The sequence below is a fragment of the Streptomyces sp. NPDC028331 genome (genome assembly GCF_055565775.1).
The window spans coordinates 113,729-136,117 of sequence record NZ_JBVHTR010000011.1 but is presented as its reverse complement, the minus strand read 5'-3'; the positions used below and the strand labels follow the sequence as shown (position 1 = coordinate 136,117).

At 72.8% G+C, this 22,389-nt stretch carries 18 protein-coding genes; 11 read left to right on the top strand and 7 right to left on the bottom strand.

Features of this window, described 5'->3' with window-relative positions:
- Positions 1–2 precede the first annotated feature (2 nt).
- From ACZ4SW_RS18400 to ACZ4SW_RS18390, 3 genes are all read left to right on the top strand, one after another.
- Positions 3–2,510, top strand: coding sequence for a SpoIIE family protein phosphatase (locus ACZ4SW_RS18400; RefSeq protein WP_468244099.1), 2,508 nt, complete (start codon positions 3–5; stop codon positions 2,508–2,510).
- A gap of 318 nt (positions 2,511–2,828) precedes the next feature.
- Entirely contained in the window at positions 2,829–4,085 is a 1,257-nt protein-coding gene (locus ACZ4SW_RS18395; RefSeq protein ID WP_468244096.1) for a DUF4032 domain-containing protein, read from the top strand.
- A gap of 89 nt (positions 4,086–4,174) precedes the next feature.
- The gene (locus ACZ4SW_RS18390; RefSeq protein WP_468244093.1) at positions 4,175–4,930 is read left to right on the top strand and encodes a dienelactone hydrolase family protein; all 756 of its coding nucleotides are present in this window, start codon (positions 4,175–4,177) and stop codon (positions 4,928–4,930) included.
- Between the two features lies 1 nt (position 4,931).
- Here ACZ4SW_RS18390 and ACZ4SW_RS18385 read toward each other — a convergent pair whose 3' ends face one another.
- Complete coding sequence (locus tag ACZ4SW_RS18385; RefSeq protein WP_468244091.1) at positions 4,932–5,801, bottom strand: universal stress protein; 870 nt, start codon at positions 5,799–5,801, stop codon at positions 4,932–4,934.
- 137 nt (positions 5,802–5,938) lie between these two features.
- On the opposite strand from ACZ4SW_RS18385, the gene ACZ4SW_RS18380 reads away from it, so the two are divergent.
- From ACZ4SW_RS18380 to ACZ4SW_RS18370, 3 genes are read left to right on the top strand one after another with little or no spacing between them, the layout of a single operon-like run.
- On the top strand, positions 5,939–7,618 hold the full coding sequence (locus ACZ4SW_RS18380; protein WP_468244088.1) for an NAD(P)/FAD-dependent oxidoreductase: 1,680 nt from the start codon (positions 5,939–5,941) through the stop codon (positions 7,616–7,618).
- A gap of 22 nt (positions 7,619–7,640) precedes the next feature.
- Positions 7,641–9,101 (top strand): ATP-binding protein, encoded by a 1,461-nt coding sequence (locus tag ACZ4SW_RS18375; protein WP_468244086.1) that lies wholly within the window; start codon positions 7,641–7,643, stop codon positions 9,099–9,101.
- The gene (locus ACZ4SW_RS18370; protein ID WP_468244083.1) at positions 9,098–9,448 is read left to right on the top strand and encodes a UBP-type zinc finger domain-containing protein; all 351 of its coding nucleotides are present in this window, start codon (positions 9,098–9,100) and stop codon (positions 9,446–9,448) included. The genes ACZ4SW_RS18375 and ACZ4SW_RS18370 overlap by 4 nt, the downstream gene beginning before the upstream one ends.
- Positions 9,449–9,479: 31 nt before the next feature.
- Here the strand turns inward: ACZ4SW_RS18370 and ACZ4SW_RS18365 are convergent, their stop codons facing one another.
- The gene (locus ACZ4SW_RS18365) at positions 9,480–10,907 is read right to left on the bottom strand and encodes a serine hydrolase domain-containing protein (RefSeq protein ID WP_468244081.1); all 1,428 of its coding nucleotides are present in this window, start codon (positions 10,905–10,907) and stop codon (positions 9,480–9,482) included.
- 191 nt (positions 10,908–11,098) lie between these two features.
- On the opposite strand from ACZ4SW_RS18365, the gene ACZ4SW_RS18360 reads away from it, so the two are divergent.
- The 3 genes from ACZ4SW_RS18360 (at position 11,099) to ACZ4SW_RS18350 (ending at position 15,157) form a co-directional block, all read left to right on the top strand.
- Entirely contained in the window at positions 11,099–12,070 is a 972-nt protein-coding gene (locus tag ACZ4SW_RS18360) for an LLM class F420-dependent oxidoreductase (protein ID WP_468244079.1), read from the top strand.
- Between the two features lie 78 nt (positions 12,071–12,148).
- Positions 12,149–13,423, top strand: a complete 1,275-nt coding sequence (locus ACZ4SW_RS18355) for a 4-hydroxybenzoate 3-monooxygenase (protein WP_468244076.1) — start codon at positions 12,149–12,151, stop codon at positions 13,421–13,423.
- Between the two features lie 114 nt (positions 13,424–13,537).
- Positions 13,538–15,157: a serine/threonine-protein kinase gene (locus tag ACZ4SW_RS18350; RefSeq protein ID WP_468244073.1), complete on the top strand. Its 1,620-nt coding sequence runs from the start codon at positions 13,538–13,540 to the stop codon at positions 15,155–15,157.
- Between the two features lie 90 nt (positions 15,158–15,247).
- Here the strand turns inward: ACZ4SW_RS18350 and tgmB are convergent, their stop codons facing one another.
- A complete protein-coding gene (gene tgmB, locus ACZ4SW_RS18345) occupies positions 15,248–16,204 on the bottom strand; it encodes an ATP-grasp ribosomal peptide maturase (protein WP_468244070.1) in 957 nt (318 codons plus the stop codon).
- 13 nt (positions 16,205–16,217) lie between these two features.
- Positions 16,218–16,409 carry a putative ATP-grasp-modified RiPP gene (gene tgmA, locus ACZ4SW_RS18340; protein WP_468244067.1) on the bottom strand — a complete coding sequence of 64 codons (192 nt, stop codon included), beginning with the start codon at positions 16,407–16,409 and terminating at the stop codon, positions 16,218–16,220.
- 250 nt (positions 16,410–16,659) lie between these two features.
- Here tgmA and ACZ4SW_RS18335 point away from each other — a divergent pair, with 250 nt between their 5' ends.
- Positions 16,660–16,947: a hypothetical protein gene (locus tag ACZ4SW_RS18335; protein ID WP_468244064.1), complete on the top strand. Its 288-nt coding sequence runs from the start codon at positions 16,660–16,662 to the stop codon at positions 16,945–16,947.
- Between the two features lie 28 nt (positions 16,948–16,975).
- On the opposite strand, the gene ACZ4SW_RS18330 is transcribed toward ACZ4SW_RS18335, so the two are convergent.
- Positions 16,976–17,959, bottom strand: coding sequence for an aldo/keto reductase (locus tag ACZ4SW_RS18330; protein WP_468244062.1), 984 nt, complete (start codon positions 17,957–17,959; stop codon positions 16,976–16,978).
- Positions 17,960–18,093: 134 nt separating this feature from the next.
- On the opposite strand from ACZ4SW_RS18330, the gene ACZ4SW_RS18325 reads away from it, so the two are divergent.
- Complete coding sequence (locus ACZ4SW_RS18325; protein ID WP_468244059.1) at positions 18,094–19,833, top strand: cholesterol oxidase substrate-binding domain-containing protein; 1,740 nt, start codon at positions 18,094–18,096, stop codon at positions 19,831–19,833.
- 24 nt (positions 19,834–19,857) lie between these two features.
- On the opposite strand, the gene ACZ4SW_RS18320 is transcribed toward ACZ4SW_RS18325, so the two are convergent.
- Positions 19,858–20,889 (bottom strand): helix-turn-helix domain-containing protein, encoded by a 1,032-nt coding sequence (locus ACZ4SW_RS18320; protein WP_468244056.1) that lies wholly within the window; start codon positions 20,887–20,889, stop codon positions 19,858–19,860.
- 156 nt (positions 20,890–21,045) lie between these two features.
- The gene (locus tag ACZ4SW_RS18315) at positions 21,046–22,059 is read right to left on the bottom strand and encodes an alpha/beta hydrolase (protein ID WP_468244053.1); all 1,014 of its coding nucleotides are present in this window, start codon (positions 22,057–22,059) and stop codon (positions 21,046–21,048) included.
- Positions 22,060–22,389: the final 330 nt, after the last annotated feature.

Sequence of the window (22,389 nt, the reverse complement as noted above, 5' to 3'; positions counted from 1 at the left end):
CGATGCCAGGGAGCATCGAGGACAAGGGCGGCGCACTCGGGACGCCGGCCGCCGCGCTGACCGGCGCGGTGGCGGACGCGCTGCGCGCCGTGGACGGTCTGGCGGGCGGTGTGTACCTGCGCTCCGGCACTCCGGGTGTGCTGCGCCTGGCCGCGCTCTGCGGGCTGCCCGCGAAGCTGTTCCAACCGTGGTCACGACTGCACCAGGACCGGCCGTTCCCCGTGGCGGACGCCTACCGGCTGGGCGTGCAGGTGGTACTCGCCGATGCCGCGGAGACGATGCGGCGCTATCCGCAACTGTCCGCGGGGCTGCCGTTCCGCTTCGGCTCCGTGTACGTGCCCGTGCGGGCCGGGGCCACGACGTACGGTGTGCTGACGGTGCTGCGGCCCGCGGCGCCGTACACGACCGAGGCGATGCCCGACCGAGGCCGGCTGACGGTCATAGCGGACCGGCTGGGCAACACCCTGGCCGCCCTCGAGGAGGGCGGTGATCCGCTGGTGTGGGACGGGCCGCCGCTGTGTGCACGGCCCCCGGTCGCCGGCCGCCCCCGGGGCCGCATCGGGCACTTCGTGTGGAACCCGGCCGACGGCACCATCACCACGGACGACGCCTTCCGGGGGCTGGCCGGGTGCTCCGCGGACGACATCGTCCGGTCGCCGGAGGCGCTCGCCCGGGCGGTATCCCCCGACGACGCGCACCTGGTGCTGACCGCGCTGCGCGAGACGGCCGCCGGCGGCTCGCCGGCGCGGCCGCTGCGGGTGCGGGCCGAGGACGGCGGCGAGCGGCTGCTGGAGTTCTGGACGGAGGGGCCGCAGCGCGAGAAGCACCGGGTGGGCGGTCTCGTCATCGATCCGGGGCCCGGCCCGGCGGCGGAGGGCGCCACGGACCTGCTCCCCGACGGGGTGTTCGCGTTCGACCGGCTGGGCCTGGTCACCTACATCAACCCGCGAGCCGCGGGCCTGCTGGGGCGGGAGCCGGCGGAACTGGTCGGCCGGCCACTGCTGGAGGCCGTGCCGTGGCTGGACCGGCCCGCCTACGAGGACCATCTGCGGGCGGCGCTGCTGTCGTCGGAGCCGGTGCACTTCCAGGTCGAGCGTCCCATGACCGGCCCGCGCGGAGAGCGGGACGGCGACTGGCTCACGCTGTCCGTCTATCCCGGCCCCGACATCGTCACCTGCCGGGTCGTGCCGCTCGGGCACACGGCGGAGGCGGCCTCGGTGGACGAGACGGCGGCGACGACCGCCGCGGGGACGCTCGGCGCGCAGGGCGCGCTGGCCCCGGTGTACCGCCCCATCGTGCTCGCGATCGCGCTGTCCGAGGCGCTGACCGCCCGTCAGGTGTCCGAGGTGGTGATGCGGGAGCTGCTGCCCGCGTTCGGGGGGCGCCATCTCGCCATCTACCTGCTGCACGAGCGGCATCTGTATCTGGCCTGGGAGACCGGCTTCCCGCCGAGGTTCCTCGGGCAGTTCGAAGGGGTGGGCCTGGACGCCAAGCTGCCGGGTGTGGAGACGCTCACGACGGGCCGCCCCCTGTTCTTCGAGTCGATGCAGCAGTTGGAGGCCGCCTATCCGGGCATCCCGCTGGACGCCCACACGGGCTCGCGGGCCTTCCTGCCGCTGATCGCCTCCGGGCGGCCGGTCGGCTCCTGCATCCTCGGTTTCGAGCGGCCGCGGACGTTCAGCTCCCAGGAGCGTACGGTGCTCACCGCGCTCGCCGGTCTGATCGCGCAGGCCCTGGAGCGGGCCCGCCGCTACGACTCCGAGGCGGCCCTGGCCCGCGGTCTGCAGGAGGCCCTGCTGCCGCAGCGGCTGTCCACCCATCCGCTGGTGCAGACCGAGGGCCGCTATCTGCCGGGCACCCAGGGGATGGACGTGGGCGGCGACTGGTACGACGTGGTGGAGGCCGGGGACGGACTGGCCCTGGTCATCGGCGATGTGCAGGGGCACGGGGTGCAGGCGGCGGCCACCATGGGGCAACTGCGCAGCGCGGTACGGGCGTTCGCGCTGGGTGACCTTCCTCCGGACCAGGTGATGAGCGGCACGAACCGGTTGCTCATCGGCTTGGACCCGGGCCAGTTCGCGAGCTGCTGCTACATCCGTCTCGACCCGGTCACGGGGTCGGCGCGGGCCGCGCGGGCCGGGCATCCCCAGCCGTTGCTGTGCCACCCGAAGGGGCGTACGGACGTGCTGGACGTGCGCGGTGGTGTCGTGCTCGGGGTGGACCCGCAGGCCCGGTACCCGGTGACATGGCTGCGGCTGGAGCCGGGGTCCGTGCTGGCGCTGTACACGGACGGGCTGGTCGAGCGGCCGGGGGCGGACATCGACGAGGGGGTCGGCGAGCTGCGTGCGGCGCTGTCGCGGGCGTGGGAGGAGTGTCACCGGCGGGCGGAAGGTTCCCTGGCGGAACTCGGGAACCGGCTCACGGAACGGGCGCGGTGCGCCGCGGACCGGCCGGACGACATCGCGCTGCTGCTGGCGACGCGGCGGAGTGTGGGCAACGGGGTGTCGTAGGCTCCGGGCCGTCGTGGTCTGCGGCTCCATGGGGTGTCCGGTGCCATGGGGTGTCCGGTGCCATGAGGTGTCCGGTGCCATGAGGTGTCCGGTGCCATGAGGTGTCCGGTGCCATGAGGTGTCCGCACCATGTGCTGTCCGCACCGTGTGGTTTCCCGCGCCATGTGGCCTCCTCGAACGCCCAACAGGTCGAACGCGGCTGGGCCGCCACCGCAGGTTCCCGTCCAAGATCCGGGCCGCCTGTTGACTCGGGTGCCGTGCTGGTGCGGTGATGCTCCTTGGCACGTCGGCCGACCGTGAGGCGAGGACAGTCCATCGATGGCTCTGCAGATCAGCGCGACCAATCCGGAGCACCCCGCGCTCCTGCTCGAACTGCCCTGGCAGCTTCCCCTGGAGCAGTGGCCGGAGCATCACCTGGTGCCGCTGCCGCGCGGTATCTCCCGGCACGTGGTGCGCTACGCGCGCGCCGGCACGGAGGTGGTGGCCGTCAAGGAGCTCGCCGAGCGGCCCGCGGTGCGGGAGTTCGAGCTGCTGCGGGACCTGGACCGGCTCGGCATTCCGGCGGTGGACCCGCTCGCCGTGGTCACCGGCCGTACCGACGAGCACGGCGAGCCCCTGGAGCCGGTGCTGATCACCCGGCATCTGCGCGGCTCGATGCCGTACCGCTCGATGTTCGAGACGACCATGCGGCCCGCCACCATGCACCGGCTGATGGACGCGCTGGCCGTGCTGCTGGTCCGACTGCATCTCGCGGGGTTCGCGTGGGGGGACTGCTCGCTGTCCAACACCCTGTTCCGGCGCGACGCGGGCGCCTACGCCGCGTACCTGGTGGACGCGGAGACCGGTGAGCTGCACCCGCGGCTCAGCGCCGGGCAGCGGGACTACGACCTCGACCTGGCGCGCGTCAACATCAGCGGTGAGCTGCTCGATCTGGAGGCCTCAGGGGCGCTGCACCCGTCCGTCGACCCGATCGAATTCGGCACGGAGATCTGCCAGCGGTACTCGGGTCTGTGGGACGAGCTGACCCGCACGTCCGTGTACCCGGCGGGCAAGCACCACTACATCGACCGCCGCATCCGCCGCCTGAACGACCTCGGGTTCGACGTGGCGGAGATGCAGATCTCGCACTCCTCCAACGGCGACACGGTCACCTTCGTGCCGAAGGTCGTCGACGCGGGCCACCATCAGCGGCAGTTGCTCCGGCTGACGGGCCTGGACGCCGAGGAGAACCAGGCGCGGCGGCTGCTGAACGACCTGGAGAGCTGGATGGCCACCCAGGAGGACTACGCGCCGGGTGACCCCCTCGCCGCCCGGCCCGAGGTGCTGGCCCACCGCTGGGTGCGGGACGTGTTCCGGCCCACCGTGCGCGCGGTGCCGCCGGAGCTGCGGGGGGCGATGGATCCCGCGGAGCTGTACCACGAGCTGCTGGAACACCGGTGGTACCTGTCGGAGCGGGCTCAGCACGACATAGGTCTGGACACCGCCGTGAAGGACTACGTGGACAACATCCTGCCCAAGGTCCGCGAGACGCTGGCCGATCCGCAGGACGAGGACGGTCCCGTACGACCCTCCTGAGGGGCCGGCCGGCCGGCGTTGCGATGATGGCGACGGAAGGCCCGGCCGGGTCGTCCCCGGCCGGACGTCGACAGGCAGGAGAACCACTCATGACCGCCACCCGTGGAACGTCGGTGGACATCCCCACCGAGGACGGCACGGCTGACGCGTACCTCACCCACCCGGACGACCACGGCCCCCACCCCGCGGTCCTGCTCTACATGGACGCCTTCGGGCTGCGCCCCTCCCTGAAGAAGATGGCCGACCGCCTCGCCGGGCACGGCTACACGGTGCTGGTGCCCAACGTCTTCTACCGCCACGGCCGGGCGCCCGTCATCGAGCTGCCCGACTTCATCGACCCGTCGGCGCGCCCGGAGATCTTCCAGCAGCTCATGCCGATGATGCGGGCGCTGACGCCCGAGCGTGTGGAGCGGGATGCCGACGCCTACCTGCGCCGGCTCGCCGACTGCCCGCAGGCCGCCGACGGTCCGGTCGGCGTCACGGGCTACTGCATGGGCGCCCGGCTGGCCCTGCGCACGGCGGGCACGCATCCGGAGCGCGTCGCCGCCGTGGCGGGCTTCCACGGCGGGCAGCTGGCGAGCGACCAGCCGGACAGCCCCCACCTCCTGGCCGACCGCATCACGGCGGAGGCGTACTTCGGGCACGCCGACCAGGACCACTCGCTGCCGCCCGAGCAGATCGAACGGCTGGAGAAGGCGCTCACCGACGCGGGCGTCCGTCACCGCTGCGAGGTCTACGAGGGCGCCCCGCACGGCTACACCCAGGAGGACACCTCCAGCTACCACGCCGAGGCGGCGGAACGGCACTGGCGGGAACTGGTGGCCCTCTTCGACCGCGTCCTGTGAGTCAGGCGGGCGGTACGACCGCCACCGGGCAGGGGGCGTGGTGCAGCAGTGCGTGTGCCACCGAGCCGATGCGAGGTCCCACCGCCCGGGCGGCACGGCGTCCCGCCACCACGAGCTGGGCGTCGCCGGCCGCGGCGAGCAGCACCTGGGCGGCGCTGCCCATCTCCACGTGCTCGGTCACCGGCACGTCGGGGTAGCGGTCCCGCCAGGGGCGCAGCGCCTCGTCCAGCGCCTTCCTCTCGTGCGGTTCCAGCCCGCCGGCCTCGTCGAGCAGCTTGAGCGAGCCGGGGCTGTAGGCGAACACGGGCGGCAGGCTCCAGGCCCGTACGACGCGGACGGCCGCGCCCCGGGCCGCGGCCGTCTCGAACGCGAAGGCGAGCGCGGGCGCGCTGTCGTCCGGCCCGCCGTGCTGTCCCACGACGATGTCGCGGCCCGTCGCCTCGGCCGCGGGCCGGTCGGCCGCGCGGACCAGCACGACGGGACGGGCGGACTCGGCGATCACCTGCTGGCCCACGGAGCCGATCAGGAACCCGACGACCGCACCGTGCCCGCGAGATCCCAGTGCCAGCAGTTCGGCCGTGGCCGCCTCGGTGACGAGCGTTGCGACGGGTTCGCCGCGAAGGGCTTCGGCGGTCACGGTCAGCTCCGGATGCCGCCCGGTGATCGTGCCCCGGGCCGCGTCCACGACCTCCTGCGCCCAGCGGGCCTGGGCGTCCTCGTCGGCCCCCAGGGCGATGTCCGGGGCCTGCCACTCCCAGGCGTGCACGATCCGCAACGGCACGCCACGGCGCACGGCCTCCCGGCCCGCCCAGGCGGCCGCGGCGGTGCTCTGGGGCGATCCGTCCACTCCCACGGTGATCGGGCGGGTCATGCTGCTGCCTTCCTGTCGCTGCTGCTCCGGTGAGGGGTGATCATGCCACCGACCGGTGCTCACCGGGTTCAGGAGCGAAACCGGACGATCGAACATACGATGGGCGGGACGCGGATGAACTCGGGGCGGGAGACCTTATGGCACAGGCTGCGGGGGCAGCTGCACGGACCGTCATCCTGACCGTGGACGACGACCCCGGAGTGTCGCGTGCCGTGGCGCGCGACCTGCGCCGCCGGTACGGCGAGTCGTACCGCATAGTGCGCGCCGAGTCCGGTGAGAGCGCCCTGGACGCGCTGCGGGAGCTGAAGCTGCGCGGCGACCTGGTGGCCGTGATCCTGGCCGACTACCGGATGCCGCAGATGAACGGCATCGAGTTCCTGGAACAGGCGCTGGACGTCTACCCGGGGGCGCGGCGGGTGCTGCTGACGGCGTACGCGGACACCAACGCGGCCATCGACGCGATCAACGTGATCGACCTCGACCACTACCTCCTCAAGCCGTGGGATCCGCCCGAGGAGAAGCTCTACCCGGTCCTGGACGACCTGCTGGAGGCGTGGCGGGCTTCCGACTACCGGCCGGTTCCCACCACGAAGGTGGTCGGGCACCGCTGGTCCGCGCGTTCCTCGGACGTACGGGAGTTCCTCGCCCGCAACCAGGTGCCCTACCGCTGGTACTCGATCGACACGCCGGAGGGGCAGCGGCTGCTGGCGGCGGCGGGGCAGGACGGGCAGCGGCTGCCGCTGGTCGTCACCCCGGACGGCACGCCGCTGGTCGAACCGGACGACCCGGAGCTGGCCGCGCACGTGGGCCTGGCGACCACGCCGACCTCGGAGTTCTACGACCTGGTCGTGATCGGTGGCGGGCCCGCCGGGCTGGGTGCGGCGGTGTACGGGGCGTCGGAGGGGCTGCGGACACTCCTGGTGGAGCGGTCCGCGACCGGCGGCCAGGCCGGGCAGAGTTCCCGGATCGAGAACTACCTCGGTTTCCCCGACGGTGTGTCGGGGGCGCAGTTGACGGACCGGGCGCGTCGGCAGGCGAAGAAGTTCGGCGCGGAGATCCTCACCGCGCGGGAGGTGTCCGCTCTCGAGGTCAACGGTGCCGCGCGGATCGTACGGTTCTCGGACGGCACCGCGATCGGCGCGCACAGCGTGATTCTCGCGACCGGCGTGTCGTACCGGCAGCTTCTGGCCCCGGGGCTCGCCGAGCTGACGGGCTGTGGGGTGTTCTACGGTTCGGCACTGACCGAGGCGCCGGCCTGTTCGGGGTACGACGTGTACATCGTGGGCGGCGCCAACTCCGCGGGCCAGGCGGCGATGTACCTGTCCCGGGGCTGCAAGTCCGTCAATCTCCTGGTACGCGGCGAGTCGCTGTCGGCGTCGATGTCGCACTATCTGATCCAGCAGATCAACGACGCTCCGAACATTCACGTCCGCACCCGAACCGTGGTGGACGCGGCGCACGGCTCGGACCATCTGGAGAAGCTGACGCTGCGGGACGTGGCGACCGGGGAGACCGAACTCGTCGACGCGCAGTGGCTGTTCGTGTTCATCGGGGCGGCCCCGCTCACCGACTGGCTGGAGGGGACGGTGCTGCGGGACGAGAAGGGGTTCATCCCGACGGGCCCCGACATGACGAGCGACGGGCAGCCGCCGAAGGGCTGGGAGCTGGACCGGCCCCCGTACCACCTGGAGACGAACGTCCCCGGCGTGTTCGTGGCGGGCGACGCGCGCGCCGAGTCCGCCAAGCGGGTGGCCTCCGCGGTGGGCGAGGGAGCCATGGCCGTGATGCTCGTCCACCGGTATCTGGAGCAGTCATGAACCCACGACGTGGGGAGCGGTGATGGGCGGACGGCCGATGGCGTGCGACCGGGCGGAGCTGAAAACGCTCTTCCTGTTCGAGAAGCTGGACGACGAGCAGTTGGCGCGGCTGTGCCGGGAAGGGCGGGTGGAGGAGTTCGACCCGGGCCCCGTCTACACCGAGGGTGAGCCCGCCACCTGCTTCTTCGTCCTCCTCAAAGGGACGGTCGTGCTGTCGCGGCGGGTCGGCGCCGACGACGTGGAGGTCAACCGGACGTCGCAGCGCGGTGTGTACGCGGGCGCCTTCCAGGCGTATCTGGGCGACCGGGCCGCGGCGTCGTACGGCGGGTCGATGCGGGTCACCGAACCTTCGCGGTTCTTCATCCTGCCCGCCGAAACGTTCGCCTCGATCATGCGGGACTGGTTCCCGATGGCGGTGCACCTGCTGGAGGGGCTGTTCTTCGGCACCAAGAACACCCAGCAGGTGATCAATCAGCGGGAGCGGCTGCTGGCCCTCGGCTCGCTGTCCGCGGGTCTCACCCATGAGCTGAACAACCCGGCCGCGGCGGCCGTGCGCGCCACGTCGGCGCTGCGCGAGCGGGTCGCCGGGATGCGGCACAAGCTGGGCGTGATCGCCGCCGGGCGCTACGAGCCGGAGGCGCTGCTGACGCTGGTCGACATCCAGGAGCGGACGGCCGAACAGGTCGCCAAGGCGGTGCCGGTCAGCCCGCTGGAGGCGTCCGACCGCGAGGACGCCATCACCGACTGGCTCGACGACCACGGGATCGACGGCGGCTGGCAGCTCGCGCCGACGTTCGTGCAGGCCGGTCTGGACACCGACTGGCTGGACCAGGTCGCCGCGGCCGTCGACGAGGGCACCTTGGAGGGCGCGGTCCGCTGGCTCAACTACACGGTCGAGACCGAGCTGTTGATGAACGAGATCGAGGACTCCACGACCCGGGTGTCCACGCTCGTCAACGCGGCCCGGCAGTACTCCCAGCTCGACCGGGCACCGTACCGCACGGCCGATGTGCACGAACTCCTCGACAGCACCCTGATGATGCTGTCCGGGAAGATCGGCAAGCGGATCACCGTGGTCAAGGACTACGACCGGACGCTGCCGAGCATCCCCGCCTACCCCGGCGAGTTGAACCAGGTGTGGACCAACCTCATCGACAACGCGGTGTCGGCCATGAACGACGCGGGCGGGGAGGGCACGCTGACCGTGCGGACGGCGCTCGACCACGACCGGCTGCTCGTGGAGTTCCGCGACACGGGGCCGGGTGTGCCGCCGGAGATCCGCGACCGTATCTTCGACCCGTTCTTCACCACGAAGCCGGTCGGCCAGGGAACCGGGCTGGGCCTGGACATCTCCTGGCGCATCGTCGTCAACAAGCACCACGGCAGCCTGAGCGTGCAGTCCCAGCCGGGCGACACGCGGTTCCAGGTACGGCTGCCGCTCACCGCCGTGGATTCCGAGACAGCACCGGAGGCGTCGTCATGAGCGCAGTGCAGGGCATCGACCCGAGCGTCCCGCCGAGCGGCACCGGATGCGTGGAGTGCGAGGCGGCGGGCGGATGGTGGTTCCATCTGCGGCGGTGCGCGCAGTGCGGGCACATCGGGTGTTGCGACGACTCGCCCGCGAAGCACGCGACCGCGCACTTCCACGCCACCGGGCATCCCGTGATGCGCAGTTTCGAGCCGGGTGAGGGCTGGTTCTGGAACTACGAGACGTCCGAGCTGTACGAGGCCGGGCCCGAGTTGGCTCCTCCGGTCTGTCACCCCGAGGACCAGCCCGCGCCCGGACCGCGCGGGAGGGTCCCGGCCAACTGGATGGAGACGCTCGGCTAGGTGTATCGATCACGGCGCCCCGGCCGGATCGTCACGCACGGGGCGCGCGGTTGCGGCGCAGTGGCCCCCCGTGCAGTGGGGTCGTGTGCCAGTGGGCCGTGAACGTGCCCGTGCCGCGTGTGCCGGTGATGGTCAGGCGGTGCGGGGTCTCCAGGAACAGGATGTCGGCGCTGAGGGTGTCCGGGGTGGTCCAGCCGCCGCTGGTCGCCGTGGGAAACGGGTCCTCGTCGACCGCCCAGGTGGAGCCCGGAAGACGGACCACCAGGCGGTGTTCGCCCTCGACCAGGGCGAGTCTCCAGGTGCCGTCCTCCCGGGCGGCCTCGACCGCCGTCAACGTCGGCTGTTCCGCACAGTGGCCGCCCTGCGGCGTGAGGTGGATCGCCGACCGATGTCCGGGATCGGAGTCGGCCGCGACCGGAGGGAGCGCGAGACGTTCGAGGCGGTGCTGGAGTGCCTTGTCGTCGTCGTCGCGGCCGGTCAGCGGGGCGGGGCCGAACGCGGGCAGCAGATGCTGCCACATCGCGTCCAGCAACTCCTGCATCCGCTCGGTCGCCGCGGTCGTCGCGATCACCGCGTCGTGCTCGGGCAGGATGACGCAGAACTGGCCGTACGCGCCGTCGCCTCGGTATCCGTGCCGCCCGATCCAGAACTGGAATCCGTATCCCTGCCGCCAGTCCGGTCCGACGCCCTCGAGCGTGCCGCCGGCGGTGGCGATGTGCGGGCGGGTCGCCTGCGCGATCCAGGACGACGGCAGCAGGCGCCTGCCCTCCCGGACACCGTCCTGGAGGTACAGCAGTCCGAGGCGGGCGATCGCGTCCGTGGTGGCGTGCAGTCCGGAGAAGCCGAGGTCGCGGCCCCGCGGATGCTGAACCCAGGTGGCCTCCCCGATGCCGAGCGGGTCGAAGAGCCTCGGGCGCAGGTACTCGGTCAGTGACTGTCCGGACTGCCGCTGCACGATCGCGGCGAGGGCGTACGTCGCGGACTGGTTGTAGGCGAAGACCGTGCCCGGGTCCCGGTCCGGCGGGATCCGCAGAAAGCCGCGGACGGGCTCCGCACGGTCGTGTGCCACGGCGTCGGCCCAGGTCTCGGCGAGGTGTCCGCTCGCCATGGACGCGACGTGCCGGACCAGCATGGCCCGGCTGCGCGGGTCGGTGATGTCCGCCTCGAACTCGGGGAAGTACGAGATCACGGGCGCGTCGAGGTCGACGAGTCCCTCGGCGACGGCGAATCCGGCGGCGGTCGAGGTGAAGCTCTTGCTCAGCGAGTACAACAGGTGGGGGCGGTCCGCGGTGTACGGCGCCCACCAGCCGGAGGCCACCGCACGGCCGTGGCGCAGGATCATCAGGCTGTGCAGCTCGATGTCCGGCGCCCCCTCCACGGCGTCGAGGAACGCCTGGATCCCGCGGGCGTCGACCCCTTGCTCGGCGGGTGTGCTGACGGGCAACGGGCGGACACTCATCCGGCGGCCTCCGGGACGGTCTCGGCGGGTGATCGGTCGACCGCCGGTCGACCTGCCGACCACGGCTGCCGATCGGACGGCTGATCGCTGTATCTGCCATCCTTCCGCCTCCACCCGGCGGGTGTCCACGGTGTCTCCGGACGGGTCCGAATGGCCCGTTTTCGTCCCTGTCAGCCGGGAACCCGCGCCTTATGGTGCGAATCGGATACACGATGATGACCGAACAGGCGGGCCCCCGTGAGCTCGTCGACCATGTGGTGCGGGCCGAGGAGGCCGGGTTCGACTTCTCCGTGACCTCCGACCACTACTTCCCGTGGCTGCGGGAGCAGGGGCACGCCCCGTACGCGTGGAGCGTGCTGGGCGCCGCCGCCCAGGCCACCTCGCGCATTCCGCTCATGACGTACGTCACCTGTCCGACCGTCCGCTACCACCCGGCGGTGGTGGCCCAGAAGGCGGCGACGGTGCAACTGCTGTCGCAGGGCCGCTTCCGGCTGGGGCTCGGCGCCGGCGAGAACCTCAACGAACACGTGGTCGGCCGGGGTTGGCCCTCGGTCGAGGTGCGGCACGAGATGCTGGAAGAGGCGATCGGCATCATCCGCGACCTGTTCGGCGGAGGCCATGTCAGCCGGCGGGGCAAGCACTTCAGCGTGGACTCGGCGCGGCTGTGGGACCTGCCGGAGGAGCCGCCGCAGATCGGTGTCGCCGTCTCCGGTGAGAGGTCCTGCGCGCTCGCCGGCCGGCTCGCCGACCTGGTCATCTCCACGGAGCCGAAGCAGGAGCTGCTGACGGCTTTCGACCGGCACGGCGGCGAGGGCAAGCCCCGGGTCGGGCAGTTGCCGGTCTGCTACGACAGGGACCGGGACGCCGCGATCCAGCGGGCGCACGAGCAGTTCCGCTGGTTCGGCTCCGGCTGGAAGGTCAACTCGGAGCTGCCGCACCCGGATTCGTTCGCGTCGGCCACACAGTTCGTCACGCCCGACGACGTGGCCGCCTCGATTCCGTGCGGCGACAACCCGGCTGACTTCGTGGAGGCCGTACGGCCCTATGCCGAGGCCGGGTTCACGGAGATCGCGCTGGTGCAGATCGGCGGCGAATCGCAGCCCGAGTACATCGAGTGGTCGAGCAAGGAACTCCTGCCGGCCCTCCGGGAGGCCCTGGGCTGAGCGGCGCCAACGGGGGGCGATCACGCCTGACGGCGCCTGGCGTGGGAGGAGTTGCCGGCACGCCGCCATAATGACCGGATGATCGACTTCTCCCCCGCCCCCCTTCCCCGGCCCGAGCCGCGCGTCCCCGTCGTCATCGTCGGCGCCGGTCCCGCCGGGCTGACGCTCGCCAACGTCCTGCGGGACGCCTCCGTCGACTGTGTCGTCCTGGAGGCGGAGAGCAGGGACTTCATCGAACAGCGGCCGCGGGCGGGGTTCCTCGAGGAGTGGGCCGTGCGGGCGCTCGACCGGCACGGGCTGGCCGGACGGCTGCTGGAGACGGCCCAGACGCAGAGCGCGTGCGAGTTCCGCGTCGACGGGGAACGGCTCCGGTTCCCGTACGCGGAGATCACGGGCCACCATCACTTCGTCTATCCGCAGCCGCTGCTCGTCACCGACCTCGTACGCCGGTACGCCGACGCCAAAGGGGGCGACATACGGTTCGGCGTGCGCGATGTGCGGGTGCACGGCATCGACACCGCCGAGCCGTCCGTGTCGTACACGGATCCCGTCTCCGGGGAGCACCGGCGGATCGACTGCCAGGTGATCGCCGGCTGCGACGGCGCCCGCGGTGTCACCCGGACCGCTCTGCCGCCGGAGCGTGCGCACCTCGCGCGCCTCGACTACGGGGTCGGCTGGCTGGCGCTGCTCGCCGAGGCGCCGCCGTCGTCGGACTGTGTCGTCTTCGGGGTCCATCCCCGCGGTTTCGCCGCCCACATGGCGCGCAGCCCGCAGGTCACGCGCTACTACCTGGAGGTCCCGCCGGGTGACGACCCGGAGAACTGGCCGCACGACCGTGTCTGGTCCGAGTTGCGCGAACGGCTGTCCGTGGCGGGGGCGCCGCCGCTGACGGAAGGGCGGCTGATCGAGAAGCGCGTGCTGGACATGCACAACTACGTGCTGCAGCCGATGGCGTACGGGCGGCTGTTCCTCGCGGGCGACGCCGCCCACCTGGTCGCCCCGATCGCCGCGAAGGGCATGAACCTGGCCCTGCACGACGCCCTGCTGCTCGCGGACGCGCTCATCGCCTACCACCGCACGGGCGACACCGGGGGCCTGAGCGGCTACTCGGCCGCCTGCCTGCGGCGCGTCTGGGACTACCAGGAGTTCTCCGAGTGGTTCGCGGAGCTGCTGCACGGGCCGTCGTCGGGCGAGCCCTTCCGTGCGGGCAACGCGATCGCCCGGCTGCGACGCCTGTTCACCTCCCCCGCGGCGGCCGCCGCGTTCGCCGAGTCGTACATCGGGGCGGCCACGACGGTAACCCACGGTAAACTACTGGCGAGTAGTGAAGAGGGCGCGTTTTCGCACGTGTGAGCGGTGCGCGGGGGTCGCGGAAATCCGGCTCGTAGAAAATCGCCTTTCTTTGAACACCCACCGTCACGTCCGCCGTACATCCGGGAAACGGGAGAGTCCGGTGCGCTGCGAGGGATGACGATGGACCACGGGCAGGTCTCCACACGAGAGTTGATCGCCGGACGGTACCGGACGCTCGAAGTCGTCCACCAGGAGGAGGGGCGCACCGTCTGGCTCGGCGAGGACGTGGAGTTCGGGCGCCCCGTCACCCTCATCGGGTCACGACTCGCGCCCCTGCGGCCCGAGGTCTCCTCCCGCCGCACCATCGCCCGGATCCTGCGCGAGTCGGAGGCCATGGAACTGCTGTGCCCCGGCCGGACCGCCACCGTCCTCGACGCGGTCGACGACGACGGTGTCCTGTGGAGCGTGACGGAACGGATCGAGGGCACGCCGCTGGGGGAGGTCCTGGAGCGCGGGCCGCTGAACTACGTGCGTGCCGCCCGGATCGGCCTGGGGCTCCTCGACGTCCTGGAGGCCGCCCACCGGCGGGGCGTGACCCACGGGGATCTGAGCCCCGGGCAGGTGTTCGTGCAGGAGGGCGGCCAGGTCGTGGTGGCCGGGTTCGGGCTGATCGGATCGTCCGTCACCCAGCGGGTCACCGCTCCGTCGTACGCCTCCCCGGAACAGGCCCGCGGTTCGAGCGCGGGTCCCGCGGCGGACCAGTGGGCGCTCGGGGCGCTGCTGTACGCGATGGTGGAGGGCCGTCCGCCGTTCCGGGACCGCGGCTCGGCCGAGGCGACGCTCCGGGCCGTGGACCGGCTGCCGCTGCGCCCCCCGCAGAGCGCCGGGCCGCTGGCCCCGGCCATCACCGGTCTGCTGCGCCGGGACGCCCTGGAGCGGGTCCCGGAGTCCGCGGTGCGGGCCTCCCTGGTGCGCATCGTGAGCAACGACCTCGACGAGCCCACGCAGGAGACGCTGATGCCGCGCCTGCGGGGGGCGTGGCTGGTCGCCCACCGGGCGGGACACCTCTGGAGCAGGCCGTCGGTGCGCCTGTCGGTCCTGGTGGGCGCGGGGCTGGTGGTCGTGGCCTGCTCGGTCGCAGTCGTCGTCACCGCGGGCGGCCACGACGGGGGCGGTGCCTCGGCGACCGGGGCGCAGCCGTCGCGCTCGGTCGCGCCCTCGCGGCCGGCCGCGCCCTCCGGGGACACCGGCGGCAGGACGCTCCCGCCCGCGACGAGTGCGGCACCGCCCCCGTCCGCGCCCTCGTCGCCGCCCGCCGCCGAGAACCCGGCGGTGACCTTCCACCGCTACGACGCCCCGGAGGGCTTCTCCATCGACCTGCCCCAGGGATGGAAGCCCGTGCACACCCTCAAGGCCGCCGAGGGCACCTATCGGGTGACGTTCGGCGCGAGCGGGGACCCCCGCACGCTGACGGTGACCTACAGCGTGCGGCTCGGCCCCGATCCGGTCGCGGTGTGGCGGGATCTGGAGCCGTCCCTGAAGAGCACGTACGCCGGCTACCAGCGGGTGGGCGACATCCGCGCCGTGACCTATCAGGGGCACAAGGGCGCCGACATGGTGTGGCTGTCCACGGAGGACGGCGTGCGGGTGCGCACCTTCGGACGGGGCTTCCTGCTCGGCGACGGCCGCGGCTGCTCCCTGCGCTGGACGACCCCGGCGGCGGACGCGCGGAGCACCGCCGACGAGCAGGCACTGGACGTGTTCCTGAGAACGTTCCGGCCGCCGGCGACCTGAGTCGCCCGCATCCGCTGCACACGTCACGCCGTGGGGACGGGGCGGCCCGGCCCACGCGTACGAATACCCCCCGCCGTGCCCGCTCAGCGGCTACCGGCGACTTTCCGGGGCCCGGCGGTCGGGTGGGCGCCGGGCCAGCCAGTGGGCGATCGACTCCGCGATGGGCTGGCCGGTTTCCAGTTCGATGAAGCCGAACTGGCCGCCCTGGTTGCACTCAAGGAACCACCACACCCCGTCGTCGTCCTCGGCGAAGTCGAAGGCGGCGTACGCGAGGCCGGACAGCGTCAGGTACTCGTGGACCGACTTCACGATGCGGTCGGGCACCGCGGTGGGCTCCCAGCGGTACTCGGTGTCCCCGTACCGGCCGTCCACCTGCCCGGGTGCCGCTCTCTTGCGGGCGCCGAACAGGCGCGCGCCGACGCAGGTCAGCCGGATGTCGGCGCGTTTGGGGATGTAGCGCTGCAGCAGGGCGGGGCCGGCCGCGACGGCGGTGAAGTCGGCGTCCGGGCCGATCAGGGTCGTCGGCAGGGCGAGCTCGGGGTCGTCCGTCGGCGGCCCCGACGCCGACTTCACCACCACGTCCCGGTGCTCCTCGGCGAACTGCCGGGCCACGGGCGGCGCGGTGGTGACGACGGTCGGCGGCACGGCGAAGCCGCTGAGGTGGGCGATCCGCAGCTGCCACGGCTTGTAGCGGGCCTGCTCGGCGTTGCGGGGATGGTTCATCCACCGTGTGGCGGCCGAGTAGAGCATGCCGTACAGGGCCTGGCGGGTCTCCGCGGTCAGCCACGTGGAGGGCTCCGCCGCGTGGGCGGCCGGTTCGCCGGGCCGGCGTACCCACACCGCGCGCAGGCCCCTCATGCTCAGGACGTGCCCGCCCACCGACAGGTGGCCGTCGAAGTCGCCGTGGGCGTAGTCGGCCGACAGCACCGCCCTGCCGGGGAGGTCGGCCGGGTCCAGGCGCATCACGGGCACGGCCCGCCGGTGCAACTCGGCCACCACCATGTCGGCCGTCACGTCCTGCTCCGACGTGAGGATGAGAACCGTCATCCCGGCCGTGCCGTCAGTCGTCGAAGTGCGTCTGCGAGCCGGCCGTGGACGTGGTCGTGCCGGTCGCCAGCAGCAGGGCACGGTCACTGACGGCGGGACGCCCGTCAGGGAGCACGTTCAACTGCCGCGAGGCATCGAAACGGTACGGCGTCACCGCGGCCGGAAGCCCTCTGGGCACGGCGTAGTTGAGGGTGAACGGTCGCACGGAAAACCTCCACGGTCATGGGTTGCCTATTCCCAAATCTTTACGTCTTCCCCCCGTAAGGAATTCATCACTTTCCGACACATGGGGGTGAAGGTCATCACATGCCCGAGACGCAACCCCGAGACGACACGGGGCGTCTCCGGCACGCCGGATGCGTAGTGTCAGTGCCCTCGGCAACAATGCGGAGTAAAGATCATCTCGCCCTCGGGCGGGACGACCGTCCGCCCCGCCCCGGAAAGGCTCACCGACCATGACGCGCCCTCGGCTCAGTTCCCGTGCTGCCGAAGTGCTGCGCCTGATCATCGACCAGCGCCTGGCGGTCTTCCTGACGGTGCATGCGAACGGGCGCCGCCGGTACGGCTATTGGCAGGCCGGCGGCCGCCCCGTGGCCCTGCCGACCGAGGAGTGCGACGCGTTGCACGCGGCGGGGCGGATCGTGCTCGGCGATCCCGTGGTCGACCGGTCGAAGACCGTCTACCGGGTCCGGGCCGCCGCGCGCGGCACATCCCGTGCGGCCCGTTCCGCCCTGTCGGCGTGAGGGGGGAACAGGCCGGGGCGGCGGGCTTCTACCAGCGGTCCTCGACCTGCTCCTTGATCCGCCGCTCGTACAGGGCCCGGATCGCGTCGAGCGTCTCCCGCGGCAGCGGGGGCAGCTTCGCGACCGCCGCGTTCGCGCGGGCCTGGTCCGCGGAGCGGGCGCCGGGGATCACCGTGGTCACGCCGGGCTGCTGGAGGATCCAGGCGAGCGCGAGCTGGGCCGGGGTCCAGCCCTCCGGGGCGAGCGCCGCGAACTCGGCGGCCGCCTCCACGCCGGTGGCGAAGTCGACGCCGGAGAAGGTCTCCCCCTGGTCGAAGGCTTCACCGTGCCGGTTGAAGGAGCGGTGGTCGTTCGCGGCGAAGACGGTGTCCTTGGTGTACTTGCCCGACAGCAGGCCGGAGGCGAGCGGCACCCGGGCGATGATGCCCACGCCGGCCTCCCGCGCTGCCGGGAGGACCTCGCGCAGCGGCTTCATGCGGAACGGGTTGAGGATGATCTGCACACTCGCCACGTTCGGGCGGGCGATCGCGGTCAGCGCCTCCTCGCACGTCTCGACGCTCACTCCGTAGGCGGCGACCCGGCCCTCCTCGACCAGGGTGTCCAGGGCGTCGTACACCTCGTCGGAGGAGTAGACGGCCGTCGGCGGGCAGTGCAGTTGCACGAGGTCGATGCGGTCGACGCCGAGGTTGCGCCGGGAGCGGTCGTTCCAGGCGCGGAAGTTGTCCAGGACGTAGTTCTCCGGGATCTGGTCGACGCGGCGCCCCATCTTGGTCGCCACCAGCACATGCAGATCGGGCCTGCCGAGCAGAAAGGCGGCGATCGTCTGCTCGCTGCGCCCGTCGCCGTACACGTCGGCGGTGTCGAAGAAGGTCACCCCGGACTCGGCCGCCGCCTCCAGCACCTCGTGGGCGTCCTTGTCGTCCACGTCTCCCCAGTCGGCGCCCAACTGCCAGGTGCCGAGGCCGACGACCGACGCGTGCTGGCCCGACCTGCGGAATTCTCGCTCTTCCATGCGGTCAGTGTGTCATCCGGACCCGGCCGCAGCCGGAACGCCCCTCCCGGACCGGATACATCCGAATCACTCATACGGGTGAATTGATGTGACAGGAGGGAGACACGTGTCAACTGCCGCCTACCGTGGGCGACATGACCGAACCACCAGCCGGTCCCCCTCCTGCCATAGGCGGCGGGGAAGCCTCCTGGACGCGCCGGGGTTTCCTGCTCACCGCCGCTTCGCTGGCCACCGCCACCACGGCCCTGACGCACGGCACCGCCGCCGCGGACGAGCTGCCCGGATTCCCACCGGACGTCGGCCTGTACCGCACGGCCTACCGCAACTGGGTCGGCGAGATCACCGCCGACGGACTGTGGGCCTGTGCGCCGGCGGACGCGCGGGAGGTCGTGGACGTGGTCAACTGGGCCCGGCGGCAGGGCTGGACGGTCCGCGCCCGCGGCTGCTCCCACGGCTGGTCGCCCCTGACGATCCCCGAGGGCACGGGGGCCGGGTCGCCCGTACTGCTCGTGGACACCGCCACCCATCTCACGGGGCTGTCGCTGGAGTCCACCGGTCCGGCCGCCGTCCGGGCCGGCACCGGCGTCACGCTCGAGGCCCTGCTCGGCTTCCTGGAGGACCACGGCCTGGGCCTGACCGCGGCGCCGGCGCCCGGTGACCTGACCCTCGGCGGTGCCCTGGCCATCGACGCCCACGGCACCGCGGTCCCGGCCCACGGCGAGAGCCGGCTGCCCGGGCACACCTACGGTTCGCTGAGCAATCTCGTACTGTCCCTGACCGCGGTGGTGTGGGACCAGGACAGTGACGCCTACGTCCTGCGCACGTACCGGCGCGACGAGGCCGAAGGTGCCGCGCTGCTCACCCATCTCGGCCGCGCCCTGGTCACCGAGGTGGTGCTGCGCGTGGGCGCCGACACCAACCTCCGCTGCGTCAGCCGCACCGACGTCCCGGCCGCCGAGCTCTTCGCGGCGCCCGGCAGCGACGGCCGGACGTTCGCGCGGTTCCTGGACGAGACGGGCCGGGCGGAGGCGATCTGGTTCGCCTTCACGGAGTTCCCCTGGCTGAAGGTGTGGAGCGTCGCCCCGCGGCGCCCGCTCACCTCACGGCCGGTGACGTCGCCGTACAACTACCCGTTCTCCGACCACGTGCCCACGCTCGTGGCCGACCTCGCGGGACGGATGGTGTCCGACGCCGCCTGGTACCTCGCGCCCGAGCTGGGCAACGCGCAACTGGACGCCGCCGTGCTCGGCCTGACCGCCACGCTCTCCGCGGACCTGTGGGGGCCGTCCAAGAACACGCTGCTGTACATCAGACCCACGACGCTGCGGGTCACCGCCAACGGCTACGCGGTCCTCACCTCACGCGACGAGGTGCAGCGCGTCGTCCACGAGTTCACCACCTTCTACCGGGAACGGCTCACCGCGTACGCCGCGCGCGGACGCTTCCCGGTCAACGGCCAGGTCGAGATCCGCGTGACGGGCCTCGACGATCCCGCCGACGTCGGGCTCACCGGCGCCCGGGCCCCGTCGCTGTCGGCGTTGCGGCCGCGCGCCGATCACCCGGAGTGGGACACCGCGGTCTGGCTCGACGTGCTCACCCTGCCGGGCACACCCTACGCCGAGGAGTTCTACAGGGAGTTGGAGCGGTTCCTGCTCGACACCTACGACGGCGGGGTGGGCCTCGTGCGCGCGGAGTGGTCCAAGGGGTGGGCGTACACGGACCAGGCTGCGTGGTCGGACCCGGACGTGCTGCACGACGCCGTGCCCTGCTCGTTCGACGACGGGCCGTCCTGGTCCCAGACGTCCGCGGTGCTCTCCCGGCTCGACCCGCACCACGTGTTCGGCAACGCCTTTCTGGACCGGCTGTTCGCCTGACAGCGCCCTCGGAGCTCTGAACGGTCAGCCGGCGCTCTCGGGCGTGGAGCGCCGCAGTCTCCGTACCGCGAGGGCGAGTTGGAGGCGCAGACGGCCGTGCGGGGCGTGCACGTCCCAGCCGAGGACGTGCTCGAGCTGGGCCAGGCGTTCCTGCAGCGTGGAGTGGTGCACCGTCAGCTCCGCGGCGGCGGACCGCAGGCTGGGCGCGGACGCCACGGCGTGCAGGGTCACCGCGGCCCACGGGGCCTCGGCGACGGCACGCTCCAGCGCCAGCACGTCCGGGATCGGCGGGGTGTCCGGGCCGACCGCCCCGGCGAGCAGGGCCAGTCCGCCCAGGTCGTCCGCGTGGACGGTGCGCGGGCCGGGGTCGTGCGCGGTGCCCTCGGCGGTGAACCGGAGCGCGGTGCGGGCCGCGGCCCATGACTCGGGCAGCCGTACGGGCTCCACAGCGGGGCCTATGCCGGCCCTCGGCTCCTCCCCCGGCCCTCGCACGGTGTCGGCGGCCTCGACGCGGGCGCCGCCGCCGTGCAGCGCGACGGCACGTACCTGCTGCCCGGCGTGAAGTCCCAGCCGGGCCGCCGCGCTCAGCCGTGCGGCGGGCGTCGCGGAGGCGTCCAGCAGCGTCTCCAGGAGCGCCGGATCGTCGGCGGGTGCCCGGCCCCGGGTGCGGTCCAGGACCAGCCGGACGGCCGACACCGCCCGCTCCAGGATCATGGCGTGGACGCCGTCGGGCGGGCCGGGGTGTTCCAGCCAGAGGCCGGCGCCCTCCTGGTCGGCCGCACCGACCTCCGTGCTCGTTGCGAGCGGTGCCCACGGCCAGGCGGGGTCGGGCGGGTCCGCCGTGTCGTGGCGGCGCCCGTCGGGTGCGACACGCACGCGGACGCCCCGCCGTTCGTCGACCAGCCGGGCCGGGCTGCCGGACAGGACCGCGGCGCCGCGCACCAGGGCCTCCAGGCCCGCACGCTCCTCCGTCAGGCGGTCGAAGTACGCGATGACGCGCAGCGCGGCGCCCGCGTCGGGATCGAGCGCCGCAAGCCGTCCTGCCAGCTCTTTCACGGGCACCATCCTGCGGGTGCGCACGGCTTCTGCCAAGGCCCGGGCGCCGGGTCGGCCCCCTCCCCGGCGCGGCGGACCGCTCGTCTCGCCGGGGAGGGGCGCAGGGGTCGCCTCGTGGATCGAGGGGGCTGGTCCACAAGGCGGCCCCTGGCCCGGTCAGGCGCTCAGCAGCCGCCGCAGCCAGCGCAACCGGGCCGCTCGGGCCTCCTGGGAGAGCAGGGCCTGCGGGGCGAAGCCGTCGAAGCCGTGGAAGCCGCCGGGCCACACATGGAGTTCGGCGCGTCCGCCCGCCTGCCAGATGCGGGTGGCGTACGCGACGTCCTCGTCGCGGAAGGTCTCCGCGGAGCCGACGTCGATGAAGGCGGGCGGCAGACCCGACAGGTCGGTGGCGCGGGCCGGGGCGGCGTACGGGGAGACGTCCGGCCCGCCGCGCGCGTCGCCGAGAAGCGCGCCCCAGCCGGTGGCGTTGGCGGTGCGGTCCCATACGCCCCGCCCGGCCATCTGGTGGGCGGAGACCGAGTCGTTGCGGTCGTCCAGCATCGGGCACATGAGCATCTGGCCCAGCAGTGCCGGTCCGCCGCGGTCCCGTGCGAGCAGTGCCAGCGCCGCGGTGAGGCCGCCGCCCGCGCTGCCGCCTGCGACGATGATGCGCTCGGGGTCGACGCCGAGCTCCTTGGCGTTCTCGGCGGTCCACTTCAGGCCCGCGTAGCAGTCCTCGATCGGCGCCGGGTGCGGGTGCTCGGGGGCCAGCCGGTACTCGACGGAGACCACGACCAGCCCCAGCTCCTCGGCCCAGTCGAGCGCCTCCTCCACGCCGAACCGGTTGGTGCCGAGGATCATCCCGCCCCCGTGCGCGTGGTAGACGGCCGGCAGCGGGCCGGTCGCACCCGTGGGCCGGCAGATGAGCAGGGAGATGTCGGGCGCCCCGGCCGGTCCCGGCACCGCCCGCTCCTCCACCTCGAAGGCACCGCCGCGGCTCAGCTCTTCGTCGGAGGGCGGTGGGATGACCATGCCGGCGCGCACCTCGGGGATGGCCTCGGGCGGGAAGCCCGGGGACAACTGCTCGCCGATCAGTTCCAGCGCGGCCGCCAGCTCGGGGTCGAAGGGCGGGGGCGGGAAGACGGGCTCGGTGTCTGCGGGTGCCGGGGAGGTCGTCGGCTCGGCGGTCATGGCTGCTCCTCGCGTCGTGGCCACGCCCGTGTGGCCAGTGCCGTTCATGGTGCCCGCCGCCCCGCCGCCGTGGCACGCGCCGTTCGGCGGGAATCCCCCGCCGAATGGCGGGGCTCACCTGGAACGAGCCGTCGGTGCCGAGCGCGGAGGCGCGGCCGCCGACGAGGGCGGTCCGCGAACGGGGGCGGACGGGGTACCGAGGCGGGCGGCGGACCGGGGCGGGCAGCGGACCAGGGCGGGGGGGGGGAGGGTGCGTTTTTCCTCTCCCCCCCCCCCCCTTCCCCCCCCTCTGGCCCGCCGGGGGACCAAGGGGGGGGGTCTAGCCTAATA